Origin of the sequence: Sphingopyxis sp. Geo25, assembly GCF_949769135.1 — a bacterium.
Taxonomy (GTDB): Bacteria; Pseudomonadota; Alphaproteobacteria; order Sphingomonadales; family Sphingomonadaceae; genus Sphingopyxis.
On the sequence record NZ_CATKOZ010000007.1, the window covers coordinates 26,196 to 42,824 of the forward strand.

Here is a 16,629-nt window from a genome sequence, read left to right on the forward strand (position 1 = left end):
GATCAAGAGGGAGCAAGGTGTGACGCCGGAGATCAGTTTCAACGACCCGGATATTCAGCGTTGCCCCTTTGCGGCCTATGAAGAAATCCGCAAGGCGGGGCCCGTCTATTACGACAAATCAAACGGCTTCTACATCGTCACCGGCTATGACGATATCCGCAAGGCCGCGATGGACACAAAGACCTTTTCCAGCGTTACGGGCCAATTGCTCGTCAAGACGGCGCCCTATCAGGAGCGGATCGACGCCATCTATCGCGAGAACGGCTATTTGCCGGTGACCGCACTGGTTGTGGCCGATCCACCAATCCACAGCTTTCACCGCTCGCTCGTCGACAAGGTGTTCACCGTGTCGAGCGTCAAGCGGATGGAAGCCTATCTTGCGGGGGTGGTCGACGAAATGATCGACCAGATCATCGGTTCGGGTGCTGCCGATTTCTACTATGATCTCGCAGTCAAAATTCCCAATCATGTCCTGTCGGACCAGATCGGTCTGCCGCGCGAGCGGTTCGCCGATTTCAAGCGCTGGGCCGACGCGATCGTCCAGGAGGCTGACCCCAACAACGGCGAAGAACGTCAGGTCGAAATCACGCACACCATTTGCGAATTGCAGCAGTTCCTGGTCGAGCGCATCGAGGAATATCGCGACGTTCCGCGCCCTTGCATCCTCAACGATCTGGTCCACGCAGAGGTCAACGGCAAACGTCTGGCGATCGAAGAGATCATCCAGATCGTCGAGCAGATGCTGCCGGCTGGAAGCGACACGACAGTGGGAGCCCTTGCCAGCGCGATGCACCGGATCGCGACCACGCCAGGCCTTGAGGACGAGCTTCGCTCCGACCCGTCGCTCATCGCCAACTTCGTCGAAGAGGTTCTGCGAACTGCGGCGCCGGTTCAGGGCCTTTGGCGCCGGGCAACCTGCGATACAGAGATCGGCGGGGTGCCGATCGCCAAGGATTCGATCATCGTGCTGCGCTTTGGCGCGGGCAATTACGATCCTGCGGTGTTTCCCGACCCCGATCGCTTCGATATCCGGCGGACGAACGCGCGCCGGCATTTCGCTTTCGGCGTCGGGCCCCATTTTTGTGTCGGCAATCTGCTCGCACGAGGCGAGCTCAGGATCACGATCGACCGTCTGCTCCAGCGCATGAAGAACCTACGCCTGGCGCGCGGCGAGGCCGGCGTATCCTGGCAGGCTCATTTCTTCGCCTTTGGTCCCAGCCGGCTCGAAATCGCTTTCGATCCTGTCTGACGGGCTTTCATCCCATGACTTACGACCTTGTGAAATATGGCCAGACCGGTGCCGTGGCTGTCATCGAACAGAACCGGCCCGACAAGCGCAACGCCCAGAACCAGTTGATGCTGACCGAGATCGAAGCCGCGCTCGATCGCGCGGCCACCGATGCTTCAGTGCGCGTCATCGTCATCGGCGGCATCGGCGGTCATTTTTCGGCAGGCCATGATCTGCGCGAAGGCGAGGAAAAGCGCGCCAACCTGTCTGTCGAAGAGCGCTGGGCCTATGAGGAAAAGCATTTCTACGGGCTGTGCCTGAAAATCTGGGATTGCCCCAAGCCCACCATCGCGCGCGTGCAGGGTGCCTGTGTCTCGGGCGCATTCATGATGGCGAACATGTGCGACCTGATAGTCGCATCGGACGACGCCTATTTCGCCGATCCGGTGGTTCACAGCTTGGGTGCGGCGTCGGTCGAGATACTAGTACATCCCTGGGTGATGGGACTTCGCCGTGCCAAGGAGATGCTGTTCACGGGCGAGCGCATGACCGCCGCCGAAGCGAATGCTATCGGGCTCGTCAACCGGATCGCACCGGTCGCAGCGCTGGATGATGCGGCGATGGCGCTGGCGTTGCGCATCGCCGAGGCGCCGCCGTTCGGCGTTCGCCTGACGAAGCGATCGCTCAACCATGGGCACGATCTTGCCGGATTCCGCTCCGCGCTGGAGGCCCATTTTACCGCACACGAGCTTTCGCATTTCAGCCGGGAATATCTTGCGACCGTGACGCGCGGGCTCGGCGCTGCGGTCGATCAAGGCAAGCGGCTGCTCGCAGACTAGCCGATCATAGCTCGACGTCGGTCGACATATCCTTGCGAAACTTGCGCGGACTGGCGCCGAACCAGCGGTGGCAGCTACGTGTCAGCACCGATGGCTCGCTATAACCGAGCATCGCGGCAACGCGCGTCAGCGGGATCGTCGGCTGACCGAGGTAGCGAATGGCCGCCTCGCGCCGCACCTCGTCCTTGATATCCTCGAAGCTTACGCCTTCCTCGCTCAATCGGCGCTGCATCGTGCGCGGGTGCATTCCGATGGCGGCGGCTACATCGACGTGCAGACTACCGCCATGCGACAGGAGCCGTGCAGCGACCGAACGCACCCGCCCGGACAGCGGTCGCGCCGAATCCGGAAACTGCGTGTCGATGAAGGACGTCGCCATGTCGTACAGCTGCTGACTGCGATTGGCGATCGGCGCTGCAAGGTCGGCGCGGTTGAGGAAAATCGCGTTGAACGGGGCGTTCATCTCGACGCGCGCGCCGAAGTACTGGCTGTAGCGCGTGGGCGCCGAAATATAATCATGGCCGAACCATACTTCGCGCGCACGCACGCTTCCGCCCGACAGCGCGAGGATCGCGTGGTGCATCAGCGCCATCCCCTGTTCGATCGCCTGCTCCTGGTGGGGCAGCCGGTCGAGGCAAATCTCCCAGCGTATATAGGGTCGGCCGCTGCCGCGCTCATTCTCGAGCGTCAGCTCGCTGGCCAGGCTGTAAGTACGTAAATGGTCGGCACAATAGCGATAGGCGTCGCCAAGCGTGGGCGCGTTCGACATCGCGACTTCCAGCGGGCCGAGGACCGCCGTGCCGCCTTGATGCGATGCAAATGTCATCCCGAAGTCGGGTCGCTGAAGTTCGATGGCCGTCCGGTGCAACAGCCGGATCGCGCGGCGATAGGATATCATCGCGCCCGTCTGGCCGAAAATCTCCGGCGAGATACTTTCCTTTGCCAGCAGGGGTTCGGGATCGCCGCCCAGCCGGCTTACGACCTCCGGATACAGGCGCAGGATGTCCGCACGAACCAGTGCCGTCTTGGCGCTGGCATCCTCGTGATCTCTGTCGAGAAGCTTTGCAGTGCTAGCCATTTCGCTCTCCCTGACGCCCTTTTTCGACGCCATTTCTTGTCCGGCACGTCATTTGCGAAGAATCGCCGCGCTCCGTTACGACGCGAATCATCTGATCTTTGTCGTCAAAAATCAAGATATTGCCCGACAGGCGATATAGGATGATGTTGCCGTGATGCGCGCCCCGAAACCGGCGGTTTTCTGCGGCAAGGGTCGCCGGATGTCAGGTCAATGTCGCCCGCCGCCAAGATGCGCCAGAGCCGCTCGATTATGTTCGCCGCAACGCCCATTCGCGGGCGAAGGGAGCATGGTTTTGGCGACGCAGCGATTTGATATGCCGGCTCTTTTCGGTCCGAGTCCGGTACCTGACCGGAGCCTTATATCCTTCGCGGAGGTCGTCTCGATCGGTTTCGAGACCAGCGTCGCGGCGGCCGAACGGCTGCTGCCGCGCTTCTTCCGAACCGCCGCGCAGCCGGTCGTCACCGTCACCCGCATCGATTACAGCGACGTGGATTATCTGGGCGGCCGCGGATATCGCGAGATCGTCGTTTCGGTGAGCGCGCTCTATGGCGATGACGAGCGCCCGTCGGGCTTTGCCCCGGTGATGTGGGTGACCGAGCCCGGCGCGCTTATCAGCGGCCGCGAGTTCATGGGCTTTGCGAAATTGCCCGCGGCGATGGATATGATCGAACGGAGCGACGACGGCCGTCGCTTCCGGGCTTCCGAATATGACGCGGTGCTGATCGAGGGCAAAGTCTCGGGCTTGCGTCCGTTGTCCGACGACGCCTTGGCACGGGTGAACCAGAGCGCGGGGGAGGTGCGAACTTTCGGCTGGAAACTGATCCCGGGTGACGGGGCCGAACCCGACGCCGATCACCCGATGGAGAATGTCATGCGGTGGCACTACGACCGGGCATGGTCTGGCGACGGCGACATTCGCTTTCATCGCCCTGGTTTCCGCGATGCGCCGCTATCGGCGCGCGTCGTCGACGTGCTAGCCGATATACCCGTTATCGCCCGCCGCCGGGCATTCGTTGCCGAGGGACGCGCCGAAATCGATCGTTCGGCGACGCGGCGCCTTCATGGCTGACCGCCACTATCGCGAGGACGCCGGTGGCTGGCGAATGCGCTGGAATCCCGACCGCGCCGATCGCGCTGTCCGCGATGGCGACTGGACCAATCGAACGATCGCCGATTTCGCTGCCGAGCGGGTAGCTGCCAACCCAGGGCGAATCCTGTTGATCGACGGCGAGCACCGGCTCTCCTGCAGCGATCTCTACGATCGTGCGCAAAGGCTTGCCGGCTACTTCGACGCTATCGGGCTGAAACCGGGCGAGGTCGTTTCGTTTCAGCTTCCCAACTGGTGGGAATGTTCGGTCATCAACCTTGCGGCTGCAATGACGGGCGTGGTCGTGAACCCGATCGTCCCGATCAACCGCGACGCCGAAGTGACCTTCATGCTGCGGGAATCGCGTAGCCGGCTGATGTTCGTGCCCGGGGCGTTCCGCGGCTTCGACTATACCGCGATGATGGCGCGGATCGCGCCCGATCTTGATGGTGTGCCCGAGATGATCACCGTTCGCAGCGCGGCGGAAGGATGGCGGAGCTTCGACGAGATACTCGCCGGGGCGCCGTTGACGACAGCCCGGCCGGTCGATCCCGACGCAGTGAAACTGCTGATGTACACTTCGGGTACGACGGGCCGGCCAAAGGGTGTCCTTCATTCGCACAACAGCATCGGCGCTGATTCGGTCAAGATGGCCGCGGCGATGGGTCTGGGCATTGGCGACTGCACCTTCTCGCCGTCGCCGGTCACGCATGTCAGCGGCTTTCTGTGGGCGCTCAACGCGCCGTGGATCATCGATGTCCCTGCGGTGATCGTCGATATCTGGGAAGCCGAACGTGCGCTCGATCTTGTGAAAGCGCACCGCTGTACCTTCATGCTGGGCGCCACGCCCTTCCTGCAGGACTTCCTCGCCGTCGCCCGCGCGCGCGACGAAGCGGTGCCGTCGCTCCGCTATTTCCTGTGCGGCGGTGCATCTGTCCCGCCCGAACTGATCTACGGCGCGGCGCGGCAGTTTCCGAATTGTATCCCGTTCCGGACTTTCGGCGCGACCGAAGCGCCGACGATGACCGCCGGCCCCGCATCGCGCGACGATATGCGGCTGGCGGCCGAAACCGACGGACGCCTTCTCCGTTGCGAGGTCAAGATCGTCGACGTCGCGACCGGCCTGCCACTAGAAGCGGGCGAGGAGGGCGAGATACTGGTGCGCGAGCCCAGCATGGCGCTCGGCTATGCGCGGCCCGAAGACAATGAGGATGCCTATGACGAGGAAGGCTATTTCCGGATGGGCGACCTCGGCCGCCTCGTCGACGGTGATCACATCGTCTGTACCGGCCGCAAGAAGGATCTGATCATCCGCGCGGGCGAAAATATAAGCGCGCGCGAAATCGAGGATGTGCTGTTTTCCTCTCCGCTGATCGAGGAAGTCGCGGTCGTTTCGATGCCGAGCAAGCGGACCGGCGAGGCCATTTGCGCTTTCATCGTTCCGGCGGCCGGAGCGTCGGTCGACCTGGCCGATGTGACCGCGATGGTGAGTGCGGCGGGGTTGGCGCGCCAGAAAACGCCCGAGCATCTGGTGCTCGTCGACGAGCTCCCGAAAACGCCCTCGGGCAAAGTCCGCAAGGATCAGCTCCGGCAGATCGCAGCATGCGAAGTGCTCGAGAAGGAAAAGGCGATATGAAGCTGGCATTTTCGGCCGAGGATGAGGCGTTTCGCGCCGAAGTCCGATCCTTTCTTGCCGCCGAGCTGCCGCCCGGGCTGGCGCGGCGCGAAGCGGCAGGCTTTCACAACAAACGCGCCACAGTCCATCCGTGGCAGCAGAAGCTTTACGCAAAGGGTTGGGCAGCGCCGAACTGGCCGGCGGAATTCGGTGGGGCAGGCTGGTCGCCGATCCAGCGCTATATCTTCGAACTGGAATGCGGCCTCGCCAATGCTCCCGAATACAGCCTGATCGCAATGTCGATGGCGGGGCCGGTGCTGTGCCGGTTTGGTAGCCCAGAGCTCCAGCAAGAGTTTCTGGAACCGATGCTGAAGGGCGACTGCTGGTTCTGTCAGGGATTTTCGGAGCCGCAGGCTGGATCGGATCTTGCCAGCCTTCGCACGCGTGCGGTGCGCGACGGCGACGAATATGTGATTACCGGGCAGAAGATATGGACGACCGACGCCCACATGGCGGACTATATGATCTGCCTGGCGCGAACCGATGCGGAGGTGAAGCCGCAGGCCGGGTTGTCGATGATCATCATGCCGATGGATGCGCCGGGCGTGACGGTGCGCCCGATCGATACGATCGACGGCGATGCGCATGTCAACGAGGTCTTCATCGAGGATGCTCGCGTTCCCGCCCATTATCTGATCGGCGAGCCAAACAGCGGGTGGACACAGGCCAAATATCTGCTCGGACATGAGCGGACGCACAATGCCTATCTGGGCATGTTGCGGCGGTATCTGGCACGAATTCCGGCATTGATCGACGACGAGCTGTGCCGCGGCTTGCCCTCCGCCGAAGCGGGCGAATACCGGCGCCGCCACGCGCGGCTCGCGATCGATGTGGATGCACTCGAATGGTCGGTGCTGCGCGTTCTGGCCGGGGAAGAAGGCCCGGGGCTTGGTGCCGCGGCGTCGGCGATCTCGATCCGCGGGGCAGCGTATCTGCTGCGCGCCGCCGACCTCGAAATGGCGATCCTCGGACCGCAGGTCGTACCGCGGTTCGGCCCCGACGACGGAGCCCCGCTCGTCGCCGGAGCGCCGCCGGCGGCCGCGGGGCGCACCACCCAATATCTCTATTGGTGGGCCGCGACGATCTTCGGCGGGTCCGACGAGATTCAGCGCAACATCATCTGGAGCACGCTGTTCCGATGATCTGCCGTCTGCAGGATACAGAAAGGTTGAGCGAGTGGATTTTGCCCTGAGCCAGGAACAGAAGATGCTGCGCGACGGTGCGCGGCGCTATCTCGCGGACGATTTCGCGACGCGGCGGCGCGGTGACGGTGCGGCTGGCAGTGCGGGTTGGCGGGGCTATGCCGATCTCGGCTGGCTCGCGTTGCTCGCGCCCGAAGATGCCGGGGGACTGGGCGGCGATATCGAGGATGTATTGATTCTCGCCGAAGAAATGGGCCGGGCCTTGTCGCTCCAGCCCTACATCGCCTCGGCCGTCCTCGCGACCGGGCTGGTCGATCTGGTCGCCGCGGGGCAGCAGCGCCTCGATCTTCTGGGTGCGATGGCAAGCGGCGACCGACGCTTTGCGCCGGCGCTGTATGAACCCGGCCGTCGCTACAGGCTGGAGCCCGAAGTCCGCGCTGTGACGTCAGGCGCCGGGTACCGGTTGTCCGGCGCGAAAAGCTTGATCGCGGGCGGGGCGGGTGCGGACGGGCTGCTTGTGACGGCGTTGCTGGGCGACGGCGTTGTGGGCCTGTTTTTGGCGGCAATGGAGAATGCGGCCATCTTCCCGACACGCTATGCGACGATCGACGATGCCGACACCATCGACGTCCGTTTCGAGCAGGTCGAGCTTGGTCCTGACGCTTTGCTGGGTATCACGACAATCGATGCAATCGATGACGTGCTCGACGAAGCGCGCCTCGCGCTTTGTGCCGATACGCTGGGAGCGCTCGAACGGGCCGTGGAAATCACCGCTGACTATCTCAAGACGCGCACCCAGTTTGGCCAGCCGCTCGCGAACTTCCAGGCGCTGCAGCATAGCGTCGTCGAAATGTATATCGACGCCGATTCAATCCGTTCCAGCCTCTACAACGCCATTGCAGTCTTCGATCGCGGCGGCCGCGAGGATCGGCGGCGTGCGGTGTCGAGTTGCTGGGTCAAGACCTTCGATGCAGCCAAAGGAATTGCGGGCATGGCGGTTCATCTGCATGGAGGCATCGGGATGACGACCGAATATCCGGTCGGTCATTATCTGCGGCGGGTGATGGTGTCCGAGCGCAGCTTCGGTGATGTCGAGCATCACCTTGCGCGCTATATGGAATTGGCCGGCTAGTCGCCCTTGAAGACCGGTGCACGCTTCTCGATAAAGGCGAGCACGGCTTCATGGTGGTCGTTCGATGCCATCGTGTAGGATTCAAGCCCGGCATGCGCTTCGGCGGTGGCGATCGCTTGGCGGCAAAGTTCCATGTTGATCGACCGTTTCGTTGCGCGGATCGCCATCGTGGCGCCGCTTGCCAGCCGGTCGGCATAGGCATCGACTTCGGCGTCCAGTGAATCGGCCGCGACGGCCTTGTAAATCAAGCCGATCGCTTCGGCTTCGGTCGCCGTCAGCGGGTCGCCGGTCAGCAGATGATGACGTGCCCGCGCATAGCCGATCAGTTGCGGCCAGATCAGCGCGCCGCCATCCCCCGCCGACAGCCCGATCCCGACATGGGGATCGGCAATACGGGCATCGTTCGAAGCGATCACGACATCGCAGAGCAGCGCCAGCGTTGCGCCCAGTCCCATCGCATGGCCATTCACCCTCGCGATAACGGGCTTCTCGAGACTCAACAGCGAATGAACGATCGCGGGCGCACGCGAAAGCAGGGCGGTGCGCAACGCCTTGTCCTCGGTCGCCTTGAGCAGCCCGGGCAAATCCGCGCCCGCGGAGAAGGCACGCCCCGCTCCGGTCAGGATGACGACGTCGCACTCCTCGTCGCGCGCCACGTCGAGAAATACGTACGAGAGCTCATCGTGCAGCGCCCGGCCCACCGCATTGAGCGGCGGACTGTCCATCGTCACGGTCAGAATGCGGCCACGGCGGTCGAACCGGATATGCTCGTAATTTTCGTACATCGTCGTCCTCACCTTTGTCGGGTGACCGGTGGCTTGTCATAGGGATCGCGCAGGAACTGCCGCAGTACCCTGTGAAAGTTAGACACGGACCGTTCCTGCACGGGATTTGTGCGTTCACCCTTGAAGCCGCGCGATTTGAAGCCCTTCTGAACCTCGGGAATATTCTCAAAATCCTGCCGGAAGATCAGTCCCCAGTCGCCGTCGCGCCAGTTCTCATAATATTCGCGTTCGAGTGGCGGCTCCTGACCGGGACCATAACGGACGAGCGACCAAATATCGAAAATGCAGCTTTCGGGATCGCGGCCGTTGGGCCGGACGCGATACCAGAGGACGCCGTCGACGAAGCCGTGAAGGAAGATAGTGTTGGGAAAGACGTGCCAGTCGAGTCCCGACCGCTCGATATATTCGGGCGTTAGCCCTTCGGGCCATCCCGACCCGTCGGCGGCCGCCGCCTCCATCTGGAATTCGGCCCATTTGGTAAGGGTCTCGGCGGCGCCCGTCCCGGCCGGAACCTCGTCGCGGACACGCATTGCCGCCGCATAGTTGCGCGGCGTCAACATGGTGCGCAGATCTTCCTTATACTGCTCGGCGAAGGTAACGATATGCTCCTTCATCGGCGGCTCTGGTCGCGCGGGAAGGCGGGGGGATCTGCGGAACGGAAGCGCGCCCTCGGATTCGAACCATGTCTGCGAATGGCGGCCGAATTCGCCGCTGTTCGAATAGTCGTCGGTGAATTCAAGCAATTGCGGATGCGCTTGCTGCACATGATAGAATTCATTGAAAAAGCCGAGGACGGTCTTCCAATTCGACGGCATCACGACCGTTTTATACCATTGGAATCGCAGCTTTTCGAATTCAAACTTCTCGCAATAGTCGGGCATGGGCGACAGGAAATCGAGCAGCGGCTCGGCGTTCGTGTCCATGTTGATAAAGACGAAGCCGCCCCATGACTGACACTGGACTTCGGACAGCCTGATATCCTCATCCTTAAGGCAGTCACCCCAGTCGCCCTTGTCGATCACCTTGATGTTCCGGCCATCAAGGCCGAAGCGCCAGCCGTGAAAGGGACAGACGAACTGCCTGTTGTTGCCGCAGCCCTCGGTCAGCCGCCGGGCACGATGCGGGCAGACGTTATGATAGGCTTTTAATTCGGTTTCGCTGGCGCGTATGACGACGATTGAGTCGTCGACGATGTCGTAGGTAACATAGTCGCCAACATTGGGCACCTCTTCGGCGCGACACGCCAGCTGCCAGACGAAGGGCCAGAGCTTGTCCGCTTCCAGGTCGGCGAAGTCTTGTGCGTAATACACCTCTTTCGGAACAAAATCGTCACGCACTTCGTCGGGCGAATAGTTGTCGTTCGGCATCGGCGTTGAGGCTCCGGCATGCTGCGCGATCGCGCGACTATTTCTATGATGCGCGAGACTAAAATGCGCCGTTCGGAACCGTCTTGATATGCAGCGACAAAATCCCACCATCGCGCGACACGCAGCAAGGTGACAATGAAAAGCCTGCCGCTATTGTCGCGTATGCCGCCCCCGAATGTCTGCTCACGTTGAAATATGCTCAGAAGCTGTCAGTCGCCAACCGGCCAGAAACGAACCGACCGCGACGCTGTCGCTATTCTGCCCGCGCAAGACAACGGCTAAGTCCTTTAGGGCTTGCCATCCGCCTCGGGAATCAACCTCTCGCGCCGGGCCTTTGCCGCAGCCTCGCCCCTGTTTCTTGCGTCGAGCTTGCCTAGAATTGACGTTACGTGGTGATCGACGGTCTTGGCCGAAACGAACAGCGTGTCTCCGATTTGCTTGTTGGTCAGTCCCCGGTCGAGGTGCTGCAGGATTTCCATTTCGCGCCGCGTTAGTTGATAGGGATTGCTGCGTGTCGAAGCGCGCGGGCCCCGAGACCCGGTCGTGAGACCCCGCGCCGCGAGTTCGGAGCGGACCCTCGCTTCAGTGGCGGTCGCGCCCAGTTTGGCGAGTATCTCGAGGGACATCCGCGCCTGCAAATCGTCCCCTTGCGAGAGGGCCAATGCTGTTTCGAACGGCATTGCCTTGCAGGTCCAATGGTCGGCCGCGGCCTGGACCAAGGAATGCAGATCATCCGATTTTGCGATGGCAGCCGGCCTGAGAGGTCTCGGTGGTTCCGCTCGAAGCTTGCTCCGCCAATATTCGAGTTCCTGCCGCATATGGGCATTGTGGTCGGGCCCCAGCATATCGATGGCTTCGTCGATGAGCGACAAAGCGGCTTCAGATTGCCTTGCGGAAGTCCAGGCCAATTCCGCCGACAATGATGCATAGGGCGCAAAGCGCGGCACCTCCTTCCCTTGATCCATGTGGCGCCGCAGCTCATCAATGAGCACGTCCGCCCCGGGATCTCCGCGCCTGACGAGTATTTGGGCGAGGGCGCGAACCGCAGGATTGCGCATGAGGAGCGTATTGTCGTCGCGCGCCACTATTTCCCGGGAGATTTGTTCCGCCTCTTCCCAGCGACCCAATTGGACGAGTGCGAGCGCACGAGTTCCAGCCATATAGTCGCGCCACACACTGAGTTCATTGTCGATGCAGTAGGATTCACCTTGCACGAGCGTCTTTTCGGCAGCTTCCAGGTCGAGTCCTTGGAGCTTGAGCCAGCCCAGATTGGTATAGGCTCTTGCGACATGCTCCTGAGTGCCCGCCGCAAGTCCAAGTTCGATGCTGCGCTCCACCATCTCCGCCGCTCGCACCGGGTCCGCAAACTGGATTGCCGTGCCCCAATTGTTATAGATGGTCGCCAGAATGTCGGTACGGTCGAACCGCAGGGCAATCTTCTCCGCCCGCTCGCTCCATTGAACGGACTGCTGCATGTCTTCGCCAAGCATCGCGAGATGAGCCAGATTTGCATAGGCCAGCGCGAGCTCCGCGCTCTCACCGAAAGGCTCAAGACACGCGACGGCTGCACTGCCTGTCGCTTCGGCGGCAGCCCGCTGGCCGTTCAGATAGTGAAGGCGCGACAGAAAGCGCTGACAATTGCCCACCTTGAGCATTGCGCCCTGGCTTGCATGGATCGAGATGGCAGACGCCTGTTGGTCGATAGCTTCGGATAGAGCGCCGAACATGTGAAGTTCGAACGCGTATCGTTCGCGCGCCTGCGCTTCTGCTTCGCCGTTGAGGCCGTCGAGATCCAGAAGCGAACGCCATGCTTGTGCGGCCGCCCGGTGCGAACCCATCGCCGAAGCTTTTTCGGCGGCCGCAGGGGCGAGCACCCGGATCTTGGCGCTGTCATTCGCGCCCAACGCATGGTGCAGACACCGCGCAGCACTTCCCCGGTTGATCTCCAGCTGGGCGAGCGCCGCAGCATGCAAGCGCTGCCGCCGGAACGGGGGCAGGGAATGTTCCGCGGCCTGACGGATCAACTCATGCCGAAAACCAAGCCCGTCGCCGGCCGGTACCAACATGCCTGAGGCAAGGCATTCGTCGATCGCGGCTTCGACGATGTTGGCTGCCGCGATCGCTTGATAGGGCGTCCGTCGCGGGTAGATCGAGCACAGCTCCATCAGCGCGCGCGCCGCCTCCGAAAGGGCGGCCGTCTTTGAGGCGACGAGTTCGTCGATCATTGCCGGGCGTTCGCCCTTCGCCGAGAGCATTTCGCTGACGAACAACGGATTGCCGCCCGTGGCGTCGTGGATGGCATGCCCGATCAGGCCGCGTGCCGCAGCGAGCTTGCCGACTGCAACGGACGATAATCGCGGCAGTTCGATCAATGTCCTCGCAGCAGCCGGGACATCGGCAGCTGCGCGGTGCAATCGCTGCTTCGCATCGCTTCCGTCGTTCCTCGACGAAGCTAATAGCAGGAGTTGAGTACTCGTCAGCCGCCGTCCGATGAAGCGAATGAAATCGAGGCTCGCGTCGTCAGCCCAGTGAATGTCCTCAAGGATCAGCACCGTCGGCTCGCTGGCGAGGTTTGCAAGGACTTCGGCGAACAGCGCAAGACGCGACTGCCCGCGCTCGGCATTCTCAAGGCCTCGCTGATCGACGATAGTCAGATCGCGAAGAAGACTTAGCGTCTCGGGAGCGGAGAGATCCTCGCACGCCGCATGCAAGACCCGCACGCTTGACCCTGTGCGCTCGGAGAACGCGGCCAATAGGCTGGTCTTGCCGATGCCGGCTTCGCCCGCGACGAACGCAGCGCGGCCGGCACCTTTCATGGCTTCGCCAAGAAGAGCCTCAAGCTGATCGAGGTAAACGTCGCGTTCCAGCAGCATGACAGCCGGTTTCTAAGAGAAATCGGGGCTCAAAAATAGGGAATTCAGAATCCCAAAATAGGGAGTTCCGCCGATGTGCTCGCTCCGCAGTTCGTCCAGATAAAGCCTGCATTCAGCAACAAGGAGAATGAAAATGCCCCGCTATCTCGTCGAACGCTCGTTTCCCGCCGGCCTCAATATCCCCACCGATTGCGATGGGGCCTCCGCCTGTGTGGGTGTCGTGAACAATAATGCCGCGCGCGGTGTGACGTGGATCCACAGCTATGTGTCCGCCGACAAACGCAAGACATATTGCATCTATGATGCGCCCGATGCGGAAGCGATCGGCGAAACCGCCGCCGCCAACATGCTGCCCGTGGATGCCGTGAGCGAAGTCCGCGTGCTCGACCCCTATTTCTATTATTGAACGGACCGAAAATGACTCAGGAAAAATATATTGAAATCGCCTTTGCAGCCGTCGTCACGCTGACTTCGCTACTCGAATTCATGCTGCTTGGAATGGTGATCGACATCTCGCCGATCATTTGATGCCTGCGGCATCGGTGCGAAGGTCGGGCCGATAACCGGCGCGACCTTTGCCCTCCGGTTTGTCCATATTCCACACGATAACCTTTGGGAGACAGGATATGAAGAAGCTCTTCTCCATGCTGTTTTCGGGCACCGCCTACACGCTCTTTCTGGGCGTCTTTCTGTATCTGATAGCCTTTCTCGCAGACTTGCCCCAGATTCCGCGCCGCGTCGATGCGGGCGGGCCGGAGGCACCGGTCGCAATCGCCGTCCTTGTCGACGTTGGCCTGATCGCGCTTTTTGGGCTGCAACACAGCATCATGGCCCGGCCCTGGTTCAAAAAGGTCTGGTCGCGCCTTGTGCCGGCGCAGAGCGAGCGTAGCGTTTATGTACTGCTCGCGAGCGGTGCGTTGGCGGTGCTGTTCGTGCTGTGGCATCCGATCGAGGGAGATGTCTGGCACGCGCACAGCGCGTCGCTTAAGACGATCTTTTGGTTGCTGTTTGCGGCGGGCTGGCTGATTGTCCTCGCAAGCACCTTCCTGATCAATCACTTCGAACTGTTCGGGCTCCAGCAGACGTGGCTCTACGTCCGCGGCAGAGCCGCCGCCGCTCCACAATTCCGGACACCGCTCTTGTACCGGATTGTCCGGCACCCTTTGTACCTCGGCTTCCTGATTGCATTCTGGGCAACCCCCGTGATGACCGTTGGTCATCTGCTCTTCGCTCTCGGCATGTCCTCCTACATCTTCATCGCGCTCATCTATGAAGAACGAGATCTGCTCGATCAGTTTGGAGATGAATATCGGCGTTACCAGCAGCGTGTCGGAAAAATGCTGCCGGCGATCGGGAGAAGGGCTGTCTAACGCCTCGCGGGTTCAATGCGATGCCGTCGATCAAACCTATCGACGGCATTTCGCGCCCCGGACCTCCGAGCCGATCGTGCGCTATCCGCCAAAGTCAGCATGTAGATTTGGCGGAATATCGTGGCCGGTTGAGAGGCACTTGAAAAATCTTCCTCGGCGGTGTCGGAATCGCTGATGCTCGTCCGTCCTTGGGCCGCAACCCCTGGAGAAGGAGATGAACAATGCGCGTGATGGTACTGGTCAAGGCCGACAAGAATAGCGAAGCGGGAGCGATGCCGCAGCCCGAACTGCTCGCCGCAATGATGAACTATAACGAGGAGTTGGTGAAGGCTGGCGTGATGATCGCAGGCGAAGGCCTCAAGCCCTCTTCGCAGGGTGTCCGGGTCCGCTTCTCGGGCGAAACCCGCACGGTCACCGACGGGCCCTTTGCCGAAACGAGCGAATTGGTCGCGGGCTTCTGGATCTGGGAAGTGGCCTCGATGGAGGAGGCGATCGCATGGGCCAAGCGCTGCCCTAACCCCCAGATGTCGGATTCGGATCTAGAGATCCGGCCGCTCTTCGGTATGGAAGACTTCGCCGAGGTCTCGACGCCGGAGATCGATGCCCAATCGGAACAGTTGGCCAAGGATATCGAGCAGCAGCACGGTCGCTATATGTAAGTGCCCGCACCCGCGGATCGGTCGCCGATGAGACGAAGATGACCCAGGACCCGAACTGGATCGACACCGTGCTGCGGACGGCGCGGCCGCGGGCCATGGCAGCGCTCCTCCGCCGCCTCGGCAGCGTCGAGGCGGCGGAGGAGGCCTTCCAGGAGGCTTGCCTCCGCGCGCTCCGCCACTGGGCCGAGCAAGGAACGCCCCGCGATCCGCTGGCCTGGCTCGTTCGCGTTGGCGCAAATGCAGGAATCGACACCGTCCGGCGGGCGCTTCGCGAGACTTCGCTGCCCGAGGAGATCGCCGCGCCGCCGGGCGATGCCGAAGAGGAGATCGCCGACACCCTCGACGAACGTGCCTATGGCGACGACATGCTGCGCCTGCTGTTCATATGCTGCCACAAGGAGCTCGCCGCGACCCAGCAGATCGCGCTGGCGCTTCGTATTGTCTGTGGCCTCTCCGTGGCCGATATCGCGAGCGCCTTCCTCGTCAGCGAGGCGGCGATGGAACAGCGGATCACGCGGGCGAAGCGAGCGGTCGCCCAGGCCGACATCCGGTTCGAACCGCCGTCGCCCGCACTTCGCGCCGAGCGGCAGGGGGCGGTCTCGTCGATGATCTATCTCCTGTTCACCAAGGGATATGCCGCCGCGTCGCACGAGGCGGCGCGCGCCCGCCCGCTCTGCGATGAGTCGATCCGGCTCGCGCGGGTCCTCCTCGACCTCTTTCCCGACGAGCCAGAGGTCTTGGGCCTCGTCGCATTGCTTCTGCTGCAGGACTCGCGGCGCGATGCCCGTTTCGACGCCGCCGGCGCGATTATCCTCCTCGAGGAACAGGACCGCGACCGGTGGGACAGATCGGCTATTGCCGAAGGCATCGCGCTTACCGACCGCGCCTTTCGGATGGGCAAGCCCGGCCCCTATCAGCTGCAGGCGGCGATCGCGGCGATGCACGCGCGGGCTCCGACCTTCGCCGACACGCGCTGGGACCAGATCGAAGGCTTGTACCGGGTACTGGAGGACATGTGACCAACCCCCGTCGTCGCCCTCAATCACGCCGTGGCGATCTGGCGGTCGCGGGGACCGGGCGAAGCGCTCGCCCATGCCGAGCCCCTCGCCACCGCCCTTGAAGGCTATTTTCATTATCATGCCGCCATCGGCCAGTTTCTGGCGGAGCTTGGGCGCGGCGATGAAGCGGCTACCGCCTATGGGCGTGCAATCGCACTTGCACAAAGCGCGGCCGAAGCCGCGCAGATTCGCTCCTATCTTGACCAGCTGTAGTGGCTCTTGGCGCTCGTGTTCCGGAAGCGTCGAATGCGGCCAAGCGATCGAAGGGAGGGGATGAGCCAGCATGATCCAGGCTGCTTCCGTTTTCGATGCTTGGCGCCCTCGAAGCGAACTGAC

The 16,629-nt window shown here is 62.2% G+C and carries 15 protein-coding genes; 11 read left to right on the forward strand and 4 right to left on the reverse strand.

Going from position 1 to position 16,629, the window contains the following annotated elements:
- Positions 1 to 19 precede the first annotated feature (19 nt).
- The gene (locus tag QOL68_RS15905; RefSeq protein WP_282950047.1) at positions 20 to 1,249 is read left to right on the forward strand and encodes a cytochrome P450; all 1,230 of its coding nucleotides are present in this window, start codon (positions 20 to 22) and stop codon (positions 1,247 to 1,249) included.
- Between the two features lie 14 nt (positions 1,250 to 1,263).
- A complete protein-coding gene (locus QOL68_RS15910; RefSeq protein WP_282950048.1) occupies positions 1,264 to 2,067 on the forward strand; it encodes an enoyl-CoA hydratase in 804 nt (267 codons plus the stop codon).
- Between the two features lie 4 nt (positions 2,068 to 2,071).
- Here the strand turns inward: QOL68_RS15910 and QOL68_RS15915 are convergent, their stop codons facing one another.
- Complete coding sequence (locus tag QOL68_RS15915) at positions 2,072 to 3,145, reverse strand: AraC family transcriptional regulator (RefSeq protein WP_282950049.1); 1,074 nt, start codon at positions 3,143 to 3,145, stop codon at positions 2,072 to 2,074.
- Between the two features lie 313 nt (positions 3,146 to 3,458).
- Between QOL68_RS15915 and QOL68_RS15920 the strand changes: the two genes are divergently transcribed.
- Genes QOL68_RS15920 through QOL68_RS15935 form a run of 4 tightly spaced genes read left to right on the forward strand, consistent with a single transcriptional unit; the run spans position 3,459 to position 8,181 of the window.
- Positions 3,459 to 4,214 carry an acetoacetate decarboxylase family protein gene (locus QOL68_RS15920; RefSeq protein ID WP_282950050.1) on the forward strand — a complete coding sequence of 252 codons (756 nt, stop codon included), beginning with the start codon at positions 3,459 to 3,461 and terminating at the stop codon, positions 4,212 to 4,214.
- A complete protein-coding gene (locus QOL68_RS15925) occupies positions 4,207 to 5,868 on the forward strand; it encodes an AMP-binding protein (RefSeq protein ID WP_282950051.1) in 1,662 nt (553 codons plus the stop codon). The genes QOL68_RS15920 and QOL68_RS15925 overlap by 8 nt, the downstream gene beginning before the upstream one ends.
- Positions 5,865 to 7,049, forward strand: coding sequence for an acyl-CoA dehydrogenase family protein (locus tag QOL68_RS15930; RefSeq protein ID WP_282950052.1), 1,185 nt, complete (start codon positions 5,865 to 5,867; stop codon positions 7,047 to 7,049). Before QOL68_RS15925 ends, QOL68_RS15930 begins: the two co-directional genes overlap by 4 nt.
- 34 nt (positions 7,050 to 7,083) lie before the next feature.
- On the forward strand, positions 7,084 to 8,181 hold the full coding sequence (locus tag QOL68_RS15935) for an acyl-CoA dehydrogenase family protein (protein ID WP_058454861.1): 1,098 nt from the start codon (positions 7,084 to 7,086) through the stop codon (positions 8,179 to 8,181).
- On the opposite strand, the gene QOL68_RS15940 is transcribed toward QOL68_RS15935, so the two are convergent.
- From QOL68_RS15940 to QOL68_RS15950, 3 genes are all read right to left on the reverse strand, one after another.
- Entirely contained in the window at positions 8,178 to 8,978 is an 801-nt protein-coding gene (locus QOL68_RS15940) for an enoyl-CoA hydratase/isomerase family protein (RefSeq protein ID WP_349252334.1), read from the reverse strand. The two genes, QOL68_RS15935 and QOL68_RS15940, sit on opposite strands and share 4 nt — an antisense overlap.
- Positions 8,975 to 10,333, reverse strand: coding sequence for an aromatic ring-hydroxylating oxygenase subunit alpha (locus QOL68_RS15945; RefSeq protein ID WP_282950053.1), 1,359 nt, complete (start codon positions 10,331 to 10,333; stop codon positions 8,975 to 8,977). The genes QOL68_RS15940 and QOL68_RS15945 overlap by 4 nt, the downstream gene beginning before the upstream one ends.
- A 287-nt stretch (positions 10,334 to 10,620) precedes the next feature.
- A complete protein-coding gene (locus QOL68_RS15950; RefSeq protein ID WP_282950054.1) occupies positions 10,621 to 13,206 on the reverse strand; it encodes an ATP-binding protein in 2,586 nt (861 codons plus the stop codon).
- 133 nt (positions 13,207 to 13,339) lie between these two features.
- On the opposite strand from QOL68_RS15950, the gene QOL68_RS15955 reads away from it, so the two are divergent.
- From QOL68_RS15955 to QOL68_RS15975, 5 genes are all read left to right on the forward strand, one after another.
- On the forward strand, positions 13,340 to 13,612 hold the full coding sequence (locus tag QOL68_RS15955) for a DUF4242 domain-containing protein (protein ID WP_204993995.1): 273 nt from the start codon (positions 13,340 to 13,342) through the stop codon (positions 13,610 to 13,612).
- A 220-nt stretch (positions 13,613 to 13,832) separates the two neighbouring features.
- Positions 13,833 to 14,576: a methanethiol S-methyltransferase gene (mddA, locus tag QOL68_RS15960; RefSeq protein WP_282950055.1), complete on the forward strand. Its 744-nt coding sequence runs from the start codon at positions 13,833 to 13,835 to the stop codon at positions 14,574 to 14,576.
- A gap of 221 nt (positions 14,577 to 14,797) precedes the next feature.
- Positions 14,798 to 15,235, forward strand: coding sequence for a YciI family protein (locus tag QOL68_RS15965; protein WP_058454856.1), 438 nt, complete (start codon positions 14,798 to 14,800; stop codon positions 15,233 to 15,235).
- A 38-nt stretch (positions 15,236 to 15,273) separates the two neighbouring features.
- Positions 15,274 to 16,254 (forward strand): RNA polymerase sigma factor, encoded by a 981-nt coding sequence (locus QOL68_RS15970; RefSeq protein WP_282950056.1) that lies wholly within the window; start codon positions 15,274 to 15,276, stop codon positions 16,252 to 16,254.
- Between the two features lie 30 nt (positions 16,255 to 16,284).
- Positions 16,285 to 16,506, forward strand: a complete 222-nt coding sequence (locus QOL68_RS15975; protein ID WP_282950057.1) for a hypothetical protein — start codon at positions 16,285 to 16,287, stop codon at positions 16,504 to 16,506.
- Positions 16,507 to 16,629: the final 123 nt, after the last annotated feature.

Excerpts from the sequence above, each read along its gene's own strand:
- QOL68_RS15910 (WP_282950048.1), top strand. The coding sequence starts at position 1,264 with ATGACTTACGACCTTGTGAAATATGGCCAGACCGGTGCCGTGGCTGTC.
- QOL68_RS15915 (WP_282950049.1), bottom strand. The coding sequence starts at position 3,145 with ATGGCTAGCACTGCAAAGCTTCTCGACAGAGATCACGAGGATGCCAGC.
- QOL68_RS15920 (WP_282950050.1), top strand. The coding sequence starts at position 3,459 with ATGCCGGCTCTTTTCGGTCCGAGTCCGGTACCTGACCGGAGCCTTATA.
- QOL68_RS15925 (WP_282950051.1), top strand. The coding sequence starts at position 4,207 with ATGGCTGACCGCCACTATCGCGAGGACGCCGGTGGCTGGCGAATGCGC.
- QOL68_RS15930 (WP_282950052.1), top strand. The coding sequence starts at position 5,865 with ATGAAGCTGGCATTTTCGGCCGAGGATGAGGCGTTTCGCGCCGAAGTC.
- QOL68_RS15945 (WP_282950053.1), bottom strand. The coding sequence starts at position 10,333 with ATGCCGAACGACAACTATTCGCCCGACGAAGTGCGTGACGATTTTGTT.
- QOL68_RS15950 (WP_282950054.1), bottom strand. The coding sequence starts at position 13,206 with ATGCTGCTGGAACGCGACGTTTACCTCGATCAGCTTGAGGCTCTTCTT.
- QOL68_RS15955 (WP_204993995.1), top strand. The coding sequence starts at position 13,340 with ATGCCCCGCTATCTCGTCGAACGCTCGTTTCCCGCCGGCCTCAATATC.
- mddA (WP_282950055.1), top strand. The coding sequence starts at position 13,833 with ATGAAGAAGCTCTTCTCCATGCTGTTTTCGGGCACCGCCTACACGCTC.
- QOL68_RS15965 (WP_058454856.1), top strand. The coding sequence starts at position 14,798 with ATGCGCGTGATGGTACTGGTCAAGGCCGACAAGAATAGCGAAGCGGGA.
- QOL68_RS15970 (WP_282950056.1), top strand. The coding sequence starts at position 15,274 with ATGACCCAGGACCCGAACTGGATCGACACCGTGCTGCGGACGGCGCGG.